Consider the following 16198-nt stretch of genomic DNA (forward strand, 5'->3'; position numbering starts at 1 on the left):
AACCCCAACGAAACACGGGGTCCGCGCGGCGACCTCCGCAACCCGGCGGATCGCCACCGTCGCCTGCGCGCGGTGCGCCAGGCCGGTTCGCGGCTGCCCTGAATCCTCTTGCGCCAACGAGAACATCAGCGAACAACGGCCAAGCATCGGCTCGGTAGGAAGAGGCCACTGTGCAAGGTCCCTCCGGCATATCCCGCCGGCACCTCCTCGGCGGCAGCCTTGCCCTTCTCGGCGCCGCCGCCTCCGGCTGCGCCATCCCCGTGGGACTCGGCTCCTCCGGGACCCGGGTCCAGTACTGGCACTTCATGGGCGCAAGCGACGGGATCATCATGAACAGCATGGTGAACGCGTTCGCCAAGGAAGCCCCGGAGATCTTCGTCGAGGAGAACGTGCTCGCCTGGGGCGAGCCGTACTACACGAAGATCGCCATGGCGGGGTCCGGCGGGCGATCGCCCGACCTGGCCACCTTCCATCTGGCCCGGCTGGCCGGGATCGGGGCCGGCCAGATCCTCGACCCCGTCAACGAGCGGCTGCTGGAGGAGGTCGGCCTGCGGGGCGCCGATTTCAGCCCGCCCATCTGGGAGCGGGCCCACATCGACGGCGTGCTGTATGCCATTCCGTTCGACGCCCACCCGATGGTGCAGTACTACAACACCGACATCTGCGGCAAAGCAGGGCTGCTCGGCTCGGACGGCAAGCTGCGGCCCACCAACGGCGTCGACGAACTGGTGGACCAGCTGACCAAGGCCAAAGAGGTGATGGGCGGCAAACCGCCGCTCGCCTTCGACGCGCTCGGCCTCGGCACGGTCGGCCCGTGGCGCGTGTGGTGGTCGCTGTACCCGCAGAGCGGCGGCACCCTGCTGTCCGACGACGGCGCCACGATCACCATCGACGACGCCAAGGCGCTCGAGGTGCTGCGGTTCATGCAGCGGCTCGGCAAGGAAGGGTTGTGCGACTGGCGCACCGACTACGGCGCCTCCGTGGCCAACTTCACCAACGGCCAGGCCGCCTTCCTGTGGAACGGCGACTGGGAGACCACCGGGCTCAAGGACCGCGGGACACCGTTCAGCATGACGCGCTTCCCCGCCGTCTTCGGCACCGGATCGGCGCAGGCCGACTGCCACGCGTTCGTCCTGCCGCACCAGCGCGACCGCGACCCCGAGGTGGAGCGCGCCACCTACGAATTCATCGCCTACCTCGTCAGGAACAGCGCCGACTGGGCCGTGGCCGGCCACGTGCCCGCCTACCTGCCGACCCTGGAACTGCCCGAGTACCTGGCGCTGGAGCCGCAGTCGGAGTACCGCTCGGTCGTCACCGAGGTGGCGCTCGATCCCCAGGTGTGGTTCGCCGGCTCCGCGTCGCGGTTGTGGATCGAGTTCGGAGAGGCGTTCTCCCCCGTCATCAGCGGGGAGCGCACGCCGGAGGAGGGCCTGGCCGCGGCCAGGGCCTCGCTCGGCCGGCTGCTGTCCGCCCCGGACCCCTTCCCCGACGAGGAGCGCTCATGATCAGGCGTGTCGAGGTCATCAAGGCGATGGGCCCGGCCAAGGAGGGCACATGACTGCTGCCGTCGCACCACCCGCGGCCTCCTCCGTCCCCGCGGCCAGGGCCAGGGTCCGGCGCGGATGGACCCAGCACGGGTTGCTGTTCGTGGCGCCGTTCCTGCTGGTGTACGTGGTCTTCCTGGTCTGGCCGACCCTGCTCGGCTTCCGGATGAGCCTGTCGAGCGTCAACATCGCCGGCGGCAACGACCATCTCGTCGGGTTCGCCAACTACGCCGAGGCGTTCGGCGACCCCCGCATGTGGCGCTCGTTGTGGAACACGCTGGTCTTCACCGTGCTGAGCACCATCCCGCTGGTGTTCCTCGGGCTGGTGTTCGCGCTGCTGGTGCACCACCTGCGGTTCATGCAGTGGTTGTGGCGGCTGTCGTTCTTCGGGCCGTTCCTGCTGCCGTCCGCCGTGGTGTCCATCCTCTGGCTGCAGATGATCTACCCGCCCGACTACGGCCTGCTCAACGGCACGCTCGGCACCGACGTCCTGTGGCTCGGCGACCCGTCCACGGCCATGTGGTCGGTGGTGCTGACCACGGTCTGGTGGACGGTCGGCTTCAACTTCCTGCTCTACCTGGCCGCCCTGCAGGCCATCCCGCAGCACCTGTACGAGGCCGCCTCGATCGACGGCGCCACGGCCTGGGACAAGCTGCGCTCCATCACGCTCCCGCTGCTCGGCCGCACGACCGCGCTCATCGTGGTGCTGCAGCTGGTCGCCTCGCTCAAGGTCTTCGACCAGATCTACCTCATGACGGGCGGCGGTCCCGACGACTCCACCAGGCCGATCATCGAGTACGCCTACGACGTCGGCTTCACCGGCTACCGCATCGGCTACGCCTCGGCCGTCTCCTACATCCTGTTCGTCCTGATCGTCATCGTCTCCCTGGCGCAGCTCCGGCTGTTCCGCAAGCGCGAGGAGGTCGCGTCGTGACCAAGCGGTTCAGCTTCAGCCAGGCCATCCTCCTGCTGGCCGCGCTCGTGCTGGCGGCCATCTGGCTCGCTCCCATCGCCTGGGCGGTGGCCACCTCGCTCAAACCCGAGGACGAGACCACGGTGACCCCGCTGCAGTGGTTCGGCAGCGAGATCACCTTCGACTCGTACGCGCTGGTCCTGGAGACCGGCGGCATCCTCAAGTGGGCCGTCAACTCGACCGTCACCGCGGTCATCGTCACGTTCATGACCGTGCTGTTCTCGGCCATGGCGGCCTACGGGTTCGCGCGCACCCGGTTCAAGGGGCAGCGGGCGCTGCTGGCGGTGATCCTCGCCGGGATCATGGTGCCGCCGCAGGTGCTCATCGCGCCGCTGTTCGCCGAGATGGTCACCTTCGGGCTCGTCGACACCTGGTGGGCGATCATCCTGCCGCAGGTGGCCGCGCCGCTGATCGTCTTCATCCTGTTCAAGTTCTTCCAGGACGTGCCGCCCGAGTTGGAGCAGGCGGCGTTCGTGGACGGGGCGGGGCGATGGCGGGTGTTCTTCACGATCGTGCTGCCGCTGTCGCGGCCCGTGCTGGCCGCCGTGTCGATCTTCACGTTCATCAACACGTGGAACAACTTCCTCTGGCCGTTCCTGGTCTCCACCGACCCGAACACCATGACCCTGCCGGTGGGCCTGGCCAACGTCGTGCAGGGCACGTTCGGCCTGCGGTACGCGCAGATCATGGCCTCGGTGGTGCTGGCCGGGCTGCCGCTGCTGGTCGTGTTCGTGCTGTTCCAGCGGCAGATCGTACGCGGCGTCGCTCACAGCGGCCTGGCGGGCCAGTGACGGGCGGGCGGCGTCACGGCTCGACCGCGCGGGGTGACCCAGCCCGGTGTCAGAAACCGTGACCGGGGAATGACATTCGCATGACAGGCGCCGCACCTGAGGCCGGCCACATTCCCCTCAAACGGGCTATCGGCCCCAAGCTTCTCATCCTTTTCATCATCGGCGACATCCTGGGCACAGGCGTCTACGCGCTGACCGGCGTGGTGGCCGGCCAGGTCGGTGGCGCCCTCTGGATGCCCTTCCTGTTCGGCTTCGTCATCGCGTTGCTCACCGCGATGTCCTACGTCGAACTGGTCACGAAATACCCCAGGGCGGCGGGCGCCGCGCTCTACACGCAGAAAGCCTTCAAGAAGCCCTTCTTCACGTTCATGGTCGCGTTCACGGTGATGTGCTCCGGTCTCACCTCGGCCAGCGCCGCCGCCCGCGCGATCGGCGGCGACTACCTGGAGGCGTTCTTCACGTTGCCGAGCGTGGTGGTCGGCATCGTCTTCATCGTCGCCGTCGCGGCGCTGAACTACCGGGGCGTCTCCGAGTCGGTGAAGACCAACATCGTGTTCACGCTGATCGAGCTCACCGGCCTGCTGGTGATCATCCTGATCGGCGTCTACGCCGTGTTCACGGGGGCGGGCGAGCCCTCCAGGCTGGTCGAGATCGACACCGAGCAGGCGGGCGGCCTGATGTACGCCCTGCTCGGCAGCACCGCGCTGGCCTTCTTCGCGTTCGTCGGGTTCGAGGACTCGGTGAACATGGCCGAGGAGACGCAGGACCCCTCGCGGAACTTCCCCCGGGCGATCTTCCTCGGGGTGGCGATCACCAGCGTCGTCTACATCCTCGTGGCCCTCACCTCATCGCTGCTCGTCGCGCCCGGGGTCCTGGAGGAGTCGTCCGGCCCGCTGCTCGAGGTGGTGAAGGCCGGCGGGCTCAACTTCCCGCCGCAACTCTTCGCCGCGATCGCCATCTTCGCCGTCGCCAACTCGGCTCTGATCAACATGATGATGGCCTCCCGGCTTGTGTACGGCCTGGCCAACGAACGCGTGGTGCCCCGCCGCCTCGGCTGGGTCGATCCGCGCCGCCGTACTCCGGTGATCGGCATCATCTTCACCACCGCGCTGGCCATCGCGCTCATCTCGACGGGAGAGATCGCGGGGCTCGGCGACACGACGGCGTTCCTGCTGCTGTGCGTCTTCACGATCGTCAACGTGGCCGTGCTCGTGCTGCGCAAGGACCGGGTGGAGCACGCGCACTATCGCACGCCCACGGCCTTTCCCGTGATCGGCGCCGTGCTGGCCTTCATCATGGCGAGCCCGCTGACCGGCCGGCCCGCCGAGGTGTACGTCCGGGCCGGCCTGCTCCTGGCCGTCGGGCTGGTCCTGTGGGGGATCAACTGGCTGGTGGTGCGCCGCCAGAGGGCCTCGTAAGCGCACGAACGGCGGCTCGGCAAAACCGCGGCACACAGAACGGACCCCCGGCTTCGACGAGAAGCCGGGGGTCCGCCAGAGCTGGTGGACGATACTGGGATTGAACCAGTGACCTCTTCCGTGTCAGGGAAGCGCTCTCCCGCTGAGCTAATCGTCCGTGGAGGTGGCGACGGGATTTGAACCCGTGTGGACGGCTTTGCAGGCCGCTGCCTCGCCTCTCGGCCACGCCACCGAGCCCAAACTCCGAGCGGAAGACGGGATTCGAACCCGCGACCCTCACCTTGGCAAGGTGATGCTCTACCACTGAGCCACTTCCGCGTTGCTCCGTTAACTCTAGCGGGTTTTTCGACCGGATGCTTCCGGTCCTTGGTCGCGGAGCAGCCGGACCATGCCGCGTTCGGTCGCGGGCAGGCTGAGGAAGATCTCCAGGATCCTCGTCAGGCGGTGCACCTCGATGCGGTGGAACGAGGGGCCGTCGGAGCGGGCCAGCACCAGAGACAGCGCCAGAGGTGGCAGCGGGGCATGGATGACGTGCAGGTCGTCGTCGAGGGTCAGGGCGACGGGGCGGGCCGGGACGTCGGCCGGGATGGCGGGCGGCTGCTGCGGGGCACGCCAGCTCGCGTAGACCACCCGCTGCTCGGCCGTCATCGTGGCGGCCCAGTCGGCGCTGAACAACACGGGGAGCGAGTCGACGAGCGTGGTCAGCGCCCGGTCGCCCGCCGTGGTGATGAACTTGAGGATCTCCAGCTCGGGGTAGGTGCCCGGGGCCTCCCGGGTGGTCCAGACACCCTCGACCGTCACGCCTTCGACGCCTTCCAGGCTTTTGACCAGCGCCTGCCTGGGCGTGCCCGCCGGGTTGAAGATCGTGATGTCGTCGACGGCCCGGCCGGCGCCCCGGTCGAGCACGGTCACCTGGGTGATGTCGGCCCCCGCCGCCCCCAGGACCCTCGTCACCTGGGCCAGAGAGCCGGGCCGGTCGGGCAGCACCAGGCGCACTCGAAGAAGCATCCGTGTCCCCTCGCATGAAGATGCCGGTGCACAGTTTATCGGTGAGGGGTGCGGCGGTCCGTGCTTTCGGCGCCGCCTCGCCTGCTCACGGGAATCATCACCGGCGTCATCACCGGCGTCATCACCGGCGTCATCACTGGGGCCGTGCTCACGCTGGGCGCCGCGGCGGCCACCTCTGACGGCACGGCGGTCACCGACGAAGCGGTGGTCACCCCTGAGGTGGAGAGCAAGGACGTCGAACGTCAAGGTGACGTCCCCGAAGAAGTGCTGATCAGGCCCCGGACGAACTGAGGTCGCGGACACTCGTCCCACCCGGGGCCGAACCCATGGGCGAATACCGCTCGCGGCCATACCTGCGCTACAACTGAGCGGGTGAAGATTGGGCCGATCGAGGTGTGGCCGCCGGTGGTGCTCGCGCCCATGGCGGGCATCACCAACGCGCCGTTCCGGGTGTTGTGCCGCGAGCAGGGCGCCGGATTGTTCGTGTCAGAGATGATCACGACGCGGGCGCTGGTCGAGCGCAATCCCAAGACGTTCAGGATGATCCGGTTCGCGGAGTCCGAGCGGCCCAGGAGCATCCAGCTGTACGGCGTCGACCCCGCCATCGTGGGCCGGGCGGTCCGGATGATCGTCGAGGAGGACCTCGCCGACCACGTCGATCTCAACTTCGGCTGCCCCGTGCCCAAGGTGACCAGACGCGGGGGCGGGTCGGCGTTGCCGTACAAACGGCATCTGCTGCGGCGGATCCTGCGCGAGGCGGTCGCGAACGCAGGGCCGCTGCCCGTGACGATGAAGATGCGCAAGGGCATCGACGACGATCACCTCACCTATCTTGACGCCGGGCGCATCGCGGTCGAGGAGGGGGTCGCGGCGATCGCCCTGCACGCCCGCACGGCCCGCCAGCACTACGGAGGCGTGGCCGACTGGGCGGCCATCGCCCGGCTCAAGGAGGCCGTGCCGGAGATCCCCGTGCTGGGCAACGGCGACATCTGGTCGGCCGACGACGCGCTGCGGATGGTGGCGCGCACGGGCTGCGACGGCGTGGTGGTCGGGCGCGGGTGCCTCGGCCGGCCGTGGTTGTTCAGAGATCTGGAGAACGCGTTCAACGGCAGCCCCGAGCGGGCCAGGCCGGTGCTCGGCGAGGTGGCCGAGACGATGGCCAGGCACGCCGAAGGGCTGACCGGGTGCTTCGACATCGAGCGCTACGCGGTGGCCGACTTCCGCAAGCACGTCGGGTGGTATCTGAAGGGGTTCCCGGTCGGGAGCGAGCTGCGGCGTGAGCTGGCCACGGCCGAATCGCTCGACGGGCTGCGCGAAGGGCTGGCCAAGCTCGATCACGACCAGCCGTGGCCGCCCAACACCGACACCCCGCGCGGCAAGTCGGGTGAGCGGTCCAAGGTGCTGCTGCCGGACGGGTGGCTGGACGATCCGTGGGACTGCGTGGTGCCGGAGGCGGCCGAGTCGGACGTCTCCGGCGGCTGACGCGCTCAGTGCGGGCCGGTGATCTCGGTGCCGCAGGGGCCGCCGCCCACGGCCGGCTCCAGCCGGATCCGCTCGCCCGACATCGTGAGCGTCGGGTAATACTCCGCGATGCGCTCGGCCGAGCGGCCCGTGTAGTGGCAGATGAAGCTGCGCCTGAACCGGTCGCTCGTGGTGTTGGGCTCCGAGCCGTGCACCAGACTGCCGTTGAAGAACAACACGTCGCCGGGGTCCATGTCGACGGGCACCCGTTCGAGGCCGGGTGGCGGCGGCACGTACTCCCTGGTGAACGACGTGCCCTGGTCGGCCTCCTCCGGGCAGAACAGGTCCATCAGGTGCGTCCCCGGCACCACTTCCAGGCCGCCGTTCGCCCGGTCCACCCGGTCGAGCGCCACCCAGGCGGCCACGCAGGTGCCCGGCTCGACGCGGAGGTAGAAGTTGTCTTGGTGCAGGGCCTGGCCCCTGGCGCCCGGCGGCTTGAAGTAGAACATGCTCTGAGCTGCTATCGGCTCCTCGCCGAGGAGGTCGCGCAGTATCGCGGCGATGCGCGCGTCGAGCAGGAAGCGCAGGGCCACGTCGTTCACCTGGTGCGGGTGCATGATGCGCGGATAGTCGCGCAGGATGTCGTACGGCCGGCCGGGCTCCTGCGGCTGCGGGGCGAAGTGCCCGGGGATCGGCCCTCTGGCGTGCAGCGCCATGAACTCCTCGCGCAGCTCGGCCACCTCCTCCTGCGACAGGAGGGCTGGCGCCAGCATGAATCCCTGGTCGTGGAAGTCGTTGAGCCTCATGGGTCTCACGCTAGAGAGCACGTTCGTGCGACGGTATGCCTGTGACCGCTGAGGACCTGTCTGTTCCTGCTGCCGAGCTGTTGATCGTGGGCCACTACGACAAGGCGCCCGGCTACGCGACACGCCGCCCGGCGGGGTCGCCAAGCTGGCTGCTGCTGTGGACGGAGGCGGGGGAGGGGCTGGTCGAGCAGGGCGGCACGTCGTTCGCGGTGGCGGCGGGGGATCTGGCGGTGCTGGGCTCGGGGGCGGCGCAGCACTACCGGGTGCGGGCGGGCGCGGAGCGGTGGCGGTTCTGGTGGGTGCACTTCCAGCCGCGGCCGGGCTGGGCGGCGTGGCTGGCGCCGTACGGCGAGGGCGACGGCTGTCACCTGGTCGCCGGGGTGCCGCCGTCCGTGCACGAGCGCGTCGATCTGGCGTTCCAGCGGGCGCTCCAGGACGCGCGCTGGACGCCGGGGTTCGCGCCGGTGGCGCCGGTCGAGGCGCGGGTTCCGGCGCTCGCCGTGGGCGGGCCCGCGCGGGAGCTGGTGCTCGGCGCGGTCGAGGAGGTGCTGGTGCTGGCCACCGCGTCCGCGCGCCCTGAGGCCACGCGGACGGGCGAGGAGGGCGACGAACGTGTCCGCCGGGCCCTGGCGATCATCGCGGCCGAGCCCGGCGCCCCGCATTCGGTGGCCTCGCTGGCCCGTGCCGTGGCGCTCTCGCCCTCCCGCTTCGCCCACCTGTTCGCCGAGCAGACCGGTCAGACCCCCATGCGGGTGGTGCGCCGGGCGCGGGCCGGCCACGCCGCGAGCCTGCTGGAGGTGACCGACATGGACGTCGGCCAGGTGGCGCTGGCGTGCGGTTTCGTCAGCCCTTTCCACTTCAGCCGGGCCTTCAGCAAGGAGTACGGGATGCCGCCCCGCGACTATCGCGCCCGCCTGCGGGACCGGCGGCCCGCTCAGACGTCGACGGGGCCGCCGCTGCGCCAGTAGACGTTGTCCTCCCGGGACAGCAGCCCTTCGTCGACCAGGTAGCGGCGCAGCGCCGCGTGGTCGTCGTGGAAGGCCCGCAGCGCCACGTTCACGTCCTTCTCCGGATAGCGCACTCCCGGCTCGAACACCCGCACGATGTACCGGAGCACGACGAGCCGCTTGTCGCGGCGCATCGTCGTGGTCGTCAGCCGCCCGCCGACCAGGAACGTCCGCAACACCCGCTCCTCCGCGCCGAGTTCCCCGGCCGGCTCGTCGGCCGATTCCGCGTGGGCGCGCAGCAGCTCGCGGAACCGCTCGGGCGTGGCCCGCCACGTGCCGTCGTCGCCGCGGGCGGCCAGGCCGCCCGCGGCCAGCCTGTGCAGCGCCTTGGGGGACGGGTCGCCGGGGAGGCCGAGCACCAGGGCGGAGAAGGCGCGCAGCGTGTCGTCCTGGGAGAGCAGCCCGAGGACGCGCCGGAGGTCGTGGTCGTTCACCTCACCCATTTTGTCCTATGATCGACGCGAGGCTTTCCTGACTCTTTGTAATCGCATATGTCACGAAATGTCTCGATCTTGAGACATGGCTATGACACGACCTCAACACTCAGAGCCGGACACTTAATCGACAGGCCTGTGCCGGGGCGCCCTTGCCAGTCCGTTCCGGCACAGGGCTTGTCGCTTCTCCGGGATCTCAGAGCCGGTTGAGCCCGATCACGTGGAGCACGGCCCGCCCCTCCTCGTCGGAGGCGGCCAGGTCGACCTGGGCGTCGATGCCCCAGTCACCGTCGCCGGCCGGATCCCTGATCGTCTGGCGGACCTTCCACAACCCGCTCTCCTCCTCGATCCGCAGCAGCGCGGGCCCCCGGGCGTCGGCGTCGGTGAGGATCTCCTCGTGGTCGTCGTAGTACGCGTCCAGCGCCGCGCCCCAGTCGACGTCGGGGGCGAGCTCCTCCAGCTCGTCCTCCTTCTCGACGGCGCAGAGCTCGACCAGCCGGAACATGGCGTTGCGCACCAGCACCCGGAACGCCCTCGGGTTGGCGGTGACCGGGCGCACCTTGGCCTCCAGCTGGTCCTTCTGCTCCAGCACCTCGGCCGGGTTGGTCAGCTTCTCCCACTCGTCGATCAGCGACGAGTCGACCTGGCGGACGAGCTCGCCGAGCCACTCGATCAGGTCGACCAGGTCGTCGGTCTTGAGATGCTCCGGCACCGTGCGCGACAACGTGCGGTAGGCGTCGGCCAGGTAGCGCAGCACCGTGCCCTCGGACCGGGCCAGCTCGTAGAACTGGATGTACTCGGCGAACGTCATGGCCCGCTCGAACATGTCGCGCACCACGGACTTCGGGCTGACGGTGTAGTCGCCGACCCACGGATGCCCGCGCCGGTAGGTTTCGTACGCCCCGAGCAGCAGGTCGTCCAGCGGCATCGGATACATGACCTCGGCCAGCTGCTCCATCCGCTCCTCGTATTCGACGCCGTCGGCCTTCATCTGCGCGACGGCCTCGCCCCTGGCCTTCTTGAGCTGGGCGGACAGGATCTGGCGCGGGTCGTCGAGGATCGACTCCACGATCGAGACCACGTCGAGCGCGTAGGCCGGCGACTCGCGGTCGAGCAGGTCGAACGCGGCCAGCGCGAACGTCGAGAGCGCCTGGTTGAGCGCGAAGTCCTCCTGCAGCTCGATCGTCAGCCGGGCCCGCCTGCCCTGCTCGTCGGGCTCGGCGAACTGCTCCACGATGCCGCCGGCCAGCAGCGACCGGTAGATCGCGATGGCCTGGCTGATGTGCCGCCGCTGCCACTTGCGGTCTTCGTGGTTGTCGGTCAGCAGGTGCTTCATCGCCTGGAAGCAGTCGCCCGGCCGGTTGATCACCGCGAGCAGCATGGCGTTGCTGACCTTGAAACGCGAGTTGAGCGGCTCGGGCTCGGCCTCCTGGAGCTTGACGAACGTGTCCTCGCTCCAGCCCACGAAGCCCTCCGGCGGCTTCTTGCGGGCATAGCCGCGCCGCCTCTTGGGGTCGTCGCCGATCTTGGCCAGTGCCTTGGCGTTCTCGATGTCGTGCTCGGGAGCCTGGCAGGCGACGTAGCCGATCGTGTCGAAGCCCGCCCGGCCGGCCCGCCCGGCGATCTGGTGGAACTCGCGGGCGCGCAGCCGGCGCACCTTGTTGCCGTCGTACTTCGACAGCGCCGTGAACAGCACCGTCCTGATCGGCACGTTGACGCCGACGCCGAGCGTGTCGGTGCCGCAGATGACCTTCAGCAGCCCCGCCTGCGCGAGCCGCTCCACCAGCCGCCGGTATTTCGGCAACATGCCGGCGTGGTGCACGCCGATGCCGTGGCGGACCAGCCGCGACAGGGCGCGCCCGAACCGGGTGGTGAACCGGAACCCGCCGATCATCGAGGCGATGGCCTCCTTCTCGGCCTTCGTCGCCATGTTGATCGACATCAGGGCCTGGGCCCGCTCCATGGCCGCGGCCTGCGTGAAGTGCACGACGTAGACCGGCGCCTGGCCGGTGCTGAGCATCTCCTCCAGCGTCTCGTGCAGCGGGGTCATCCGGTAGGAGTAGACGAGCGGCACCGGCCGCTCCGAGTGCTTGACCACGGACGTGGGCCGCCCGGTGCGCCTGGTCAGGTCGCGCTCGAACATCGACACGTCGCCGAGCGTCGCCGACATCAGCACGAACTGCACGTTGGGCAGCTCCAGCAGCGGCACCTGCCAGGCCCACCCGCGGTCGGGCTCGGCGTAGAAGTGGAACTCGTCCATGACGACCTGGCCGATGTCGGCTGCGGCCCCGTCGCGCAGCGCCACGTTGGCCAGGATCTCGGCCGTGCAGCAGATGATGGGCGCGCCCGCGTTGACGCTCGCGTCGCCAGTCATCATGCCGACGTTCTCGGTGCCGAAGACGGCGCACAGGTCGAAGAACTTCTCCGAGACCAGCGCCTTGATCGGCGCGGTGTAGAACGTGCGCACGTCACGCGTCAGCGCGGCGAAGTGGGCGCCGGCGGCCACCAGCGACTTGCCCGACCCCGTCGGCGTGGCCAGGATCAGGTTGCTGCCGGAGACGACCTCGATGAGCGCCTCCTCCTGGGCGGGATAGAGGGTGAGCCCCCGCTCGGAGTTCCAGGCGACGAAAGCGTCGAAGATGGCGTCGGGATCGGCGTCGATGTCATCTGGCAGGCGGTCAACGAGTAGGCTCACGCCCTCTATCCTGCCGAAGTTTGCCCGATGGTCGAACCGGCTCCGCCCCGATTAGGTCAAACCTCCAGGTCGAGCTGGAGCAGGACCGTGTCGACCCAGCGCCCGTGCTTGAATCCCACGGCCCTCAGCCGGCCGGCCTCGGCGAAGCCGTACACCTCGTGCAGCCGCGCCGACGACGGGTCGCCCGAGTCGGCGATCACCGCCACCACCCGGCGGGCGTGCGTCCGGCGCGCCGCGTCGATCAGCTCGCCGAGCAGCAGCCGGCCGAGCCCGCGCCCGGTCATGCCGGGCGCGAGGTAGATGGTGTCCTCGACGGTGTGCCGGTAGGCGGGCTTGGGACGGTATGGAGCGAGGTAGGCGTAGCCGGCGATCACGCCGTCCACGTCGGCCACCAGGAACGGCAGCCCGGCCCGCGTGACGCCGGCCGCCTTCGCCCGCCAGTCGTCCAGCGACGGCGGCGTCTCGTCGAACGTGGCCACGCTGCCCGTCACATAGTGGGCGTAGATGGCGGCGACGGCGGGCAGATCGGCGCCGGCGAGGGCTCGGACCTTCGTCATGCCCCCATTCTGCGCACCGGCGCGTTACGCCGGTGTTTCCCCGACCTCACGCCCCGGCGCGCGGCGCCGTCACCAGCAGCCCGCCGAGCAGCGCGATCACCGCGAGGAACGGCCCGCCGCCGGGGGCGAAGCCGCCCACGGTGAGGATCAGCACCCCCGCGCCGACCAGCGCGGTCGCCCCCAGCACCGTGCCCCAGCCCTCCTTGCCGTACGGCAGCGCGGGCGGCGTCTCGAACCGGGCGAACCCCTTCAGCAGCGGCCACAACACCAGGCACAGCAGCCCGAACCAGAGCGGCCATCCGGCGAACCAGAGCGCGCTGCCCGGCGCCGGCGTCTCGATGCCCAGCAGGACCACCACGACGCCGGTGACGGCGAACAGGGCCGGCATGTGCCACAGGTACACCGTCATGATCCGCGGCCCCGCCCAGTCCAGCAGCCGGCCCGTGGGCAGCCGCAGCAACCACGGCCGCAGCAGCACGGCCAGCCCGATCTGCCCGGCGGAGACGGCCAGCATGGCGAGGGTGGGCGGGGCCATGTTCGACATCTCGGCGCCGGGCAGCCCGATCATGCTGCCCGGGTAGGGGCCGTACGCCACCAGCGAAGCCGCCGCCCCGAAGCCCCCCGCCGCCAGCGCCCACGCGTGGCGCAGCCGGCCCTCGGCGTAGAGGAAGCCGAGCTGGTGCACGGCCAGCCAGACGAACACGATGTTCAGGTAGCCCACGGCCTCGACCCCGGTGGAGAAGCGTGCCACGTCGGTCAGCACCGCCCCGGCCGCCAGCCCGGCGGGGATCCACAGGCCGTACCTCTGGTGCAGGCGCAGCGCGTACGGGGTGGCCGTGACGGCGATCAGGTAGACGGCCAGGAACCACAGCAGCTGCCCGGTCAGCTTCGCGCCCACGTCGAGCGGCTGCTCGGGCACGCCCAGCGTGAGCAGGATGTGCGGCAGCGGGATCCACACCGCGGCGAGCGGCAGGAGCGGCCAGGCCAGGCGGCGCAGCCGCTCCGCCAGCCACCGCGGCGCGCTCTTGCCGGTGCGCCCGAAGCTGATCGCGTTCGCGGCGCCGCCCGCGAAGAACACCAGCGGCATCACCTGGCTGATCCAGGTCACCACCCACACGCCGGGCGTGGACAGCGCGTTGCCCGTGCTCAGCCGGACCCCGTCGTACGACAGCACGGGGATGGTCCAGTGCTGCAGGACGATCAGTGCCATGCCGAACACGCGCAGCAGGTCGATGAACGGATCCCGCGCCGCGCGCACGCCTGCCGTGCGGCGCGGCCCCGTGGTCGTGGTGGCCGCGGCGGTGGGGCGGTCCAGCAGAACGGTCATGGGGGCGCCTCGATTCGCAGGGGACGGATGACTCAAGGCTTCCGTCGCGGGCGCCCGCGCACATTGCCGCCGCCCACCCTGTCGAGGTCAAGATCGCACCACCGGCTCCGGTAGGGCTGGCCCTACCCCCGCACACCGGCGCACCCGCTCGTCCGGGACGACGGGACGAAATACGGTTGAGGCCATGCGCTCCCTGATGAGGCGTGTCCTTCTCGACACCCGTTACACGCTGGTGGGCTTCCCCACGACCGTCATAGGTTTCGTGCTCATGGTCGCCGGCTTCTCCGCCGGCACGGGCACCCTGGTCGTGTGGCTCGGCGTGCCACTCCTGGCCGGCACGCTGATGATGGCGCGGGGATTCGCCGACGCGGAGCGCGGCTGGCTGTCCGACGTGCTCAAGCGCCCTCCGGTGCGGCCCCGCTACAAGCCGGCCCCGGACGGCGCGGGCTGGTTCCGCCGGCTGGTCAACCCGCTGACCAGCGGGCAGTCCTGGCTCGATCTGCTGCACGGCATCGTCAGCCTGCCGTTCGCCATCGTGGCGTTCGTGCTGACGGTCGTCTTCTGGGCGATCCCCCTGGCAGGGCTGACCTGGCCGCTGTACGGCATCATCACCATGCGGATCCCCGGCAACACGGAGCTGCCCGAGCTGCTCGGCCTCGGCGACGGCTATCTCGTCAACGTGGTCTTCCACGTGGGCATCGGCCTGGTCTTCGCGGTGCTCATGCCCTTCATGGTGCGCGGGGCCGCGCTGCTGCGGGCCGGGCTCGGCAGGGCGCTGCTGACCGGCGTGGCCGAGCTGCACGAGCGCATCGACGACCTGGCCGAAGGGCGCGCCGCGGCCGTCTCCGCCGAGGCCAACGCGCTGCGAAAGCTGGAGCGCGACATCCACGACGGCCCGCAGCAGCGGCTGGTCTCGCTGGCCATGGAGCTGTCCAGGGCGCAGCGGCAGATGGCCAAGGACCCCGAGGCGGCGCAGGTCACGCTCAAGTCGGCGATCGGCGCCACCCGCGAGACGCTCGACGAGCTGCGCGCGCTCTCCCGCGGCATCGCGCCGCCCGTCCTGTCGGACCGCGGTCTCGCGCCCGCTCTCGCCGCCCTGGCCGGGCGCTGCACGATCCCGGTGGACCTGGACGTGCAGACGGTCGATCGTTATCAGGCGTCGGTCGAGAACGCCGTCTACTTCGTGTGCGCCGAGGCTCTCACGAACGTGGCCAAGCACAGCCGCGCCACCGTCTGCACGGTCCAGCTGGTCCGCATCGGTGACGGCCTGATGCTCACGATCGGGGATGATGGTGTCGGCGGCGCGAGCGTCGCCAAGGGACACGGTCTCGCCGGGCTGGCCGACCGGCTCCGCGCCGTCGACGGGGAGCTGACGATCCAGTCACCCGACGGCGGGCCGACAACGATCGTGGCGGAGGTGCCGTGCGGGTAGTCGTGGCCGATGACGCGGTCCTGATCAGGGAGGGCCTGGTCAGGCTGCTCGAAGAGTTCGGCTGCGAGGTGGTGGCGGCCGTCGGTGACGGCCCCGGCCTCGTCGAGGCCGTCGCCGGGCACAGGCCCGACGTGTCGGTGGTCGATGTGCGCATGCCGCCGTCGTTCACCGACGAGGGGCTCAGGGCGGCCGTCGAGGCGCGGCGCAGGGTGCCGGGCGCGCCCGTGCTCATCCTGTCGCAGTATGTCGAGGTCTCCTACGCCGACGACCTGCTGGCCGACGCCCGGGGCGCGGTGGGCTACCTGCTGAAGGACCGCGTCGTCGACGTCGACGAGTTTCTCGAGGGCCTGCGGCGGGTGGCCGCCGGCGGCACCGTGTTCGATCCGCAGGTGGTGTCCCAGCTGATGGTGCGCAGGCGCAAGGACGACCCGCTGGCGCAGCTCACGCCGCGTGAGCGTGAGGTGCTCGGGCTGATGGCCGAGGGGAAGTCGAATCCGGCCATCGGGCGGCAGCTCGTGATCAGTGACGGGGCCGTGGAGAAGCACATCAGGAGCATTTTTAGCAAGCTCGGCCTCTACGCGGAGGACAGCGACCAGCATCGCCGGGTGCTCGCTGTGCTGACCTACCTGCGGTCCTGACCCTTATGTCGTTGTCGGTTCGCCCACACCCCCGGCCCCGGCCCGCCGGCGAGCGGGGGCGGCTCCGCTCTCCGGTCCCTCCTCGGCCGCGCTGAGGGGTGGCTGGC

General features: G+C 70.2%; 15 protein-coding genes and 3 tRNA genes. 9 read left to right on the forward strand and 9 right to left on the reverse strand.

Going from position 1 to position 16198, the window contains the following annotated elements; translation table 11 throughout:
* Positions 1-170 precede the first annotated feature (170 nt).
* The 4 genes from ACTWPV_RS27655 to ACTWPV_RS27670 all read left to right on the forward strand — a co-directional run bounded on the left by ACTWPV_RS27655 (position 171) and on the right by ACTWPV_RS27670 (position 4726).
* Positions 171-1505 (forward strand): extracellular solute-binding protein, encoded by a 1335-nt coding sequence (locus tag ACTWPV_RS27655; RefSeq protein ID WP_443154027.1) that lies wholly within the window; start codon positions 171-173, stop codon positions 1503-1505.
* 49 nt (positions 1506-1554) lie between these two features.
* Positions 1555-2478: a carbohydrate ABC transporter permease gene (locus tag ACTWPV_RS27660; protein ID WP_347643928.1), complete on the forward strand. Its 924-nt coding sequence runs from the start codon at positions 1555-1557 to the stop codon at positions 2476-2478.
* Positions 2475-3308, forward strand: a complete 834-nt coding sequence (locus ACTWPV_RS27665; RefSeq protein WP_347643927.1) for a carbohydrate ABC transporter permease — start codon at positions 2475-2477, stop codon at positions 3306-3308. The genes ACTWPV_RS27660 and ACTWPV_RS27665 overlap by 4 nt, the downstream gene beginning before the upstream one ends.
* An 80-nt stretch (positions 3309-3388) precedes the next feature.
* Positions 3389-4726, forward strand: a complete 1338-nt coding sequence (locus tag ACTWPV_RS27670; RefSeq protein ID WP_443154028.1) for an APC family permease — start codon at positions 3389-3391, stop codon at positions 4724-4726.
* An 82-nt stretch (positions 4727-4808) separates the two neighbouring features.
* Here ACTWPV_RS27670 and ACTWPV_RS27675 read toward each other — a convergent pair.
* From ACTWPV_RS27675 to ACTWPV_RS27690, 4 genes are all read right to left on the reverse strand, one after another.
* Positions 4809-4883 (reverse strand) — tRNA-Val (locus tag ACTWPV_RS27675).
* Between the two features lies 1 nt (position 4884).
* Positions 4885-4958: transfer RNA gene (locus ACTWPV_RS27680), tRNA-Cys, on the reverse strand.
* A 14-nt stretch (positions 4959-4972) separates the two neighbouring features.
* Positions 4973-5044: transfer RNA gene (locus ACTWPV_RS27685), tRNA-Gly, on the reverse strand.
* A 15-nt stretch (positions 5045-5059) separates the two neighbouring features.
* Positions 5060-5734, reverse strand: coding sequence for an ACT domain-containing protein (locus ACTWPV_RS27690; protein WP_443154029.1), 675 nt, complete (start codon positions 5732-5734; stop codon positions 5060-5062).
* A gap of 60 nt (positions 5735-5794) precedes the next feature.
* Here ACTWPV_RS27690 and ACTWPV_RS27695 point away from each other — a divergent pair, with 60 nt between their 5' ends.
* Together ACTWPV_RS27695 and dusB are read left to right on the forward strand one after the other, a co-directional pair.
* On the forward strand, positions 5795-6025 hold the full coding sequence (locus tag ACTWPV_RS27695; RefSeq protein ID WP_443154030.1) for a hypothetical protein: 231 nt from the start codon (positions 5795-5797) through the stop codon (positions 6023-6025).
* An 81-nt stretch (positions 6026-6106) separates the two neighbouring features.
* Positions 6107-7216, forward strand: coding sequence for a tRNA dihydrouridine synthase DusB (gene dusB / locus ACTWPV_RS27700; RefSeq protein ID WP_347643923.1), 1110 nt, complete (start codon positions 6107-6109; stop codon positions 7214-7216).
* 5 nt (positions 7217-7221) lie between these two features.
* Here the strand turns inward: dusB and ACTWPV_RS27705 are convergent, their stop codons facing one another.
* On the reverse strand, positions 7222-8001 hold the full coding sequence (locus tag ACTWPV_RS27705) for a phytanoyl-CoA dioxygenase family protein (protein ID WP_347643922.1): 780 nt from the start codon (positions 7999-8001) through the stop codon (positions 7222-7224).
* Positions 8002-8042: 41 nt separating this feature from the next.
* On the opposite strand from ACTWPV_RS27705, the gene ACTWPV_RS27710 reads away from it, so the two are divergent.
* Entirely contained in the window at positions 8043-8969 is a 927-nt protein-coding gene (locus ACTWPV_RS27710; RefSeq protein ID WP_443154031.1) for a helix-turn-helix domain-containing protein, read from the forward strand.
* Here ACTWPV_RS27710 and ACTWPV_RS27715 read toward each other — a convergent pair.
* The 4 genes from ACTWPV_RS27715 to ACTWPV_RS27730 all read right to left on the reverse strand — a co-directional run bounded on the left by ACTWPV_RS27715 (position 8936) and on the right by ACTWPV_RS27730 (position 14021).
* Positions 8936-9451, reverse strand: a complete 516-nt coding sequence (locus ACTWPV_RS27715) for a DUF2087 domain-containing protein (protein ID WP_443154032.1) — start codon at positions 9449-9451, stop codon at positions 8936-8938. The two genes, ACTWPV_RS27710 and ACTWPV_RS27715, sit on opposite strands and share 34 nt — an antisense overlap.
* Before the next feature lie 187 nt (positions 9452-9638).
* Complete coding sequence (locus ACTWPV_RS27720) at positions 9639-12146, reverse strand: DEAD/DEAH box helicase (RefSeq protein WP_443154211.1); 2508 nt, start codon at positions 12144-12146, stop codon at positions 9639-9641.
* 47 nt (positions 12147-12193) lie between these two features.
* On the reverse strand, positions 12194-12694 hold the full coding sequence (locus ACTWPV_RS27725; protein ID WP_443154033.1) for a GNAT family N-acetyltransferase: 501 nt from the start codon (positions 12692-12694) through the stop codon (positions 12194-12196).
* A 46-nt stretch (positions 12695-12740) separates the two neighbouring features.
* On the reverse strand, positions 12741-14021 hold the full coding sequence (locus tag ACTWPV_RS27730; RefSeq protein WP_347643918.1) for an acyltransferase family protein: 1281 nt from the start codon (positions 14019-14021) through the stop codon (positions 12741-12743).
* A 184-nt stretch (positions 14022-14205) separates the two neighbouring features.
* Here ACTWPV_RS27730 and ACTWPV_RS27735 point away from each other — a divergent pair, with 184 nt between their 5' ends.
* A complete protein-coding gene (locus tag ACTWPV_RS27735) occupies positions 14206-15453 on the forward strand; it encodes a sensor histidine kinase (RefSeq protein ID WP_443154034.1) in 1248 nt (415 codons plus the stop codon).
* Positions 15444-16091, forward strand: coding sequence for a response regulator (locus ACTWPV_RS27740; RefSeq protein ID WP_443154035.1), 648 nt, complete (start codon positions 15444-15446; stop codon positions 16089-16091). The genes ACTWPV_RS27735 and ACTWPV_RS27740 overlap by 10 nt, the downstream gene beginning before the upstream one ends.
* Positions 16092-16198: the final 107 nt, after the last annotated feature.

This window comes from Nonomuraea sp. KM88, assembly GCF_052245635.1.
Taxonomy (GTDB): domain Bacteria; phylum Actinomycetota; class Actinomycetes; order Streptosporangiales; family Streptosporangiaceae; genus Nonomuraea.

Bases quoted from the DNA above. Each gene is read 5' to 3' on its own strand.
- ACTWPV_RS27705 (WP_347643922.1), bottom strand. From the start codon at position 8,001: ATGAGGCTCAACGACTTCCACGACCAGGGATTCATGCTGGCGCCAGCC.
- ACTWPV_RS27670 (WP_443154028.1), top strand. From the start codon at position 3,389: ATGACAGGCGCCGCACCTGAGGCCGGCCACATTCCCCTCAAACGGGCT.
- ACTWPV_RS27715 (WP_443154032.1), bottom strand. From the start codon at position 9,451: ATGGGTGAGGTGAACGACCACGACCTCCGGCGCGTCCTCGGGCTGCTC.
- ACTWPV_RS27690 (WP_443154029.1), bottom strand. From the start codon at position 5,734: ATGCTTCTTCGAGTGCGCCTGGTGCTGCCCGACCGGCCCGGCTCTCTG.
- ACTWPV_RS27660 (WP_347643928.1), top strand. From the start codon at position 1,555: ATGACTGCTGCCGTCGCACCACCCGCGGCCTCCTCCGTCCCCGCGGCC.
- ACTWPV_RS27730 (WP_347643918.1), bottom strand. From the start codon at position 14,021: ATGACCGTTCTGCTGGACCGCCCCACCGCCGCGGCCACCACGACCACG.
- ACTWPV_RS27735 (WP_443154034.1), top strand. From the start codon at position 14,206: ATGCGCTCCCTGATGAGGCGTGTCCTTCTCGACACCCGTTACACGCTG.
- ACTWPV_RS27725 (WP_443154033.1), bottom strand. From the start codon at position 12,694: ATGACGAAGGTCCGAGCCCTCGCCGGCGCCGATCTGCCCGCCGTCGCC.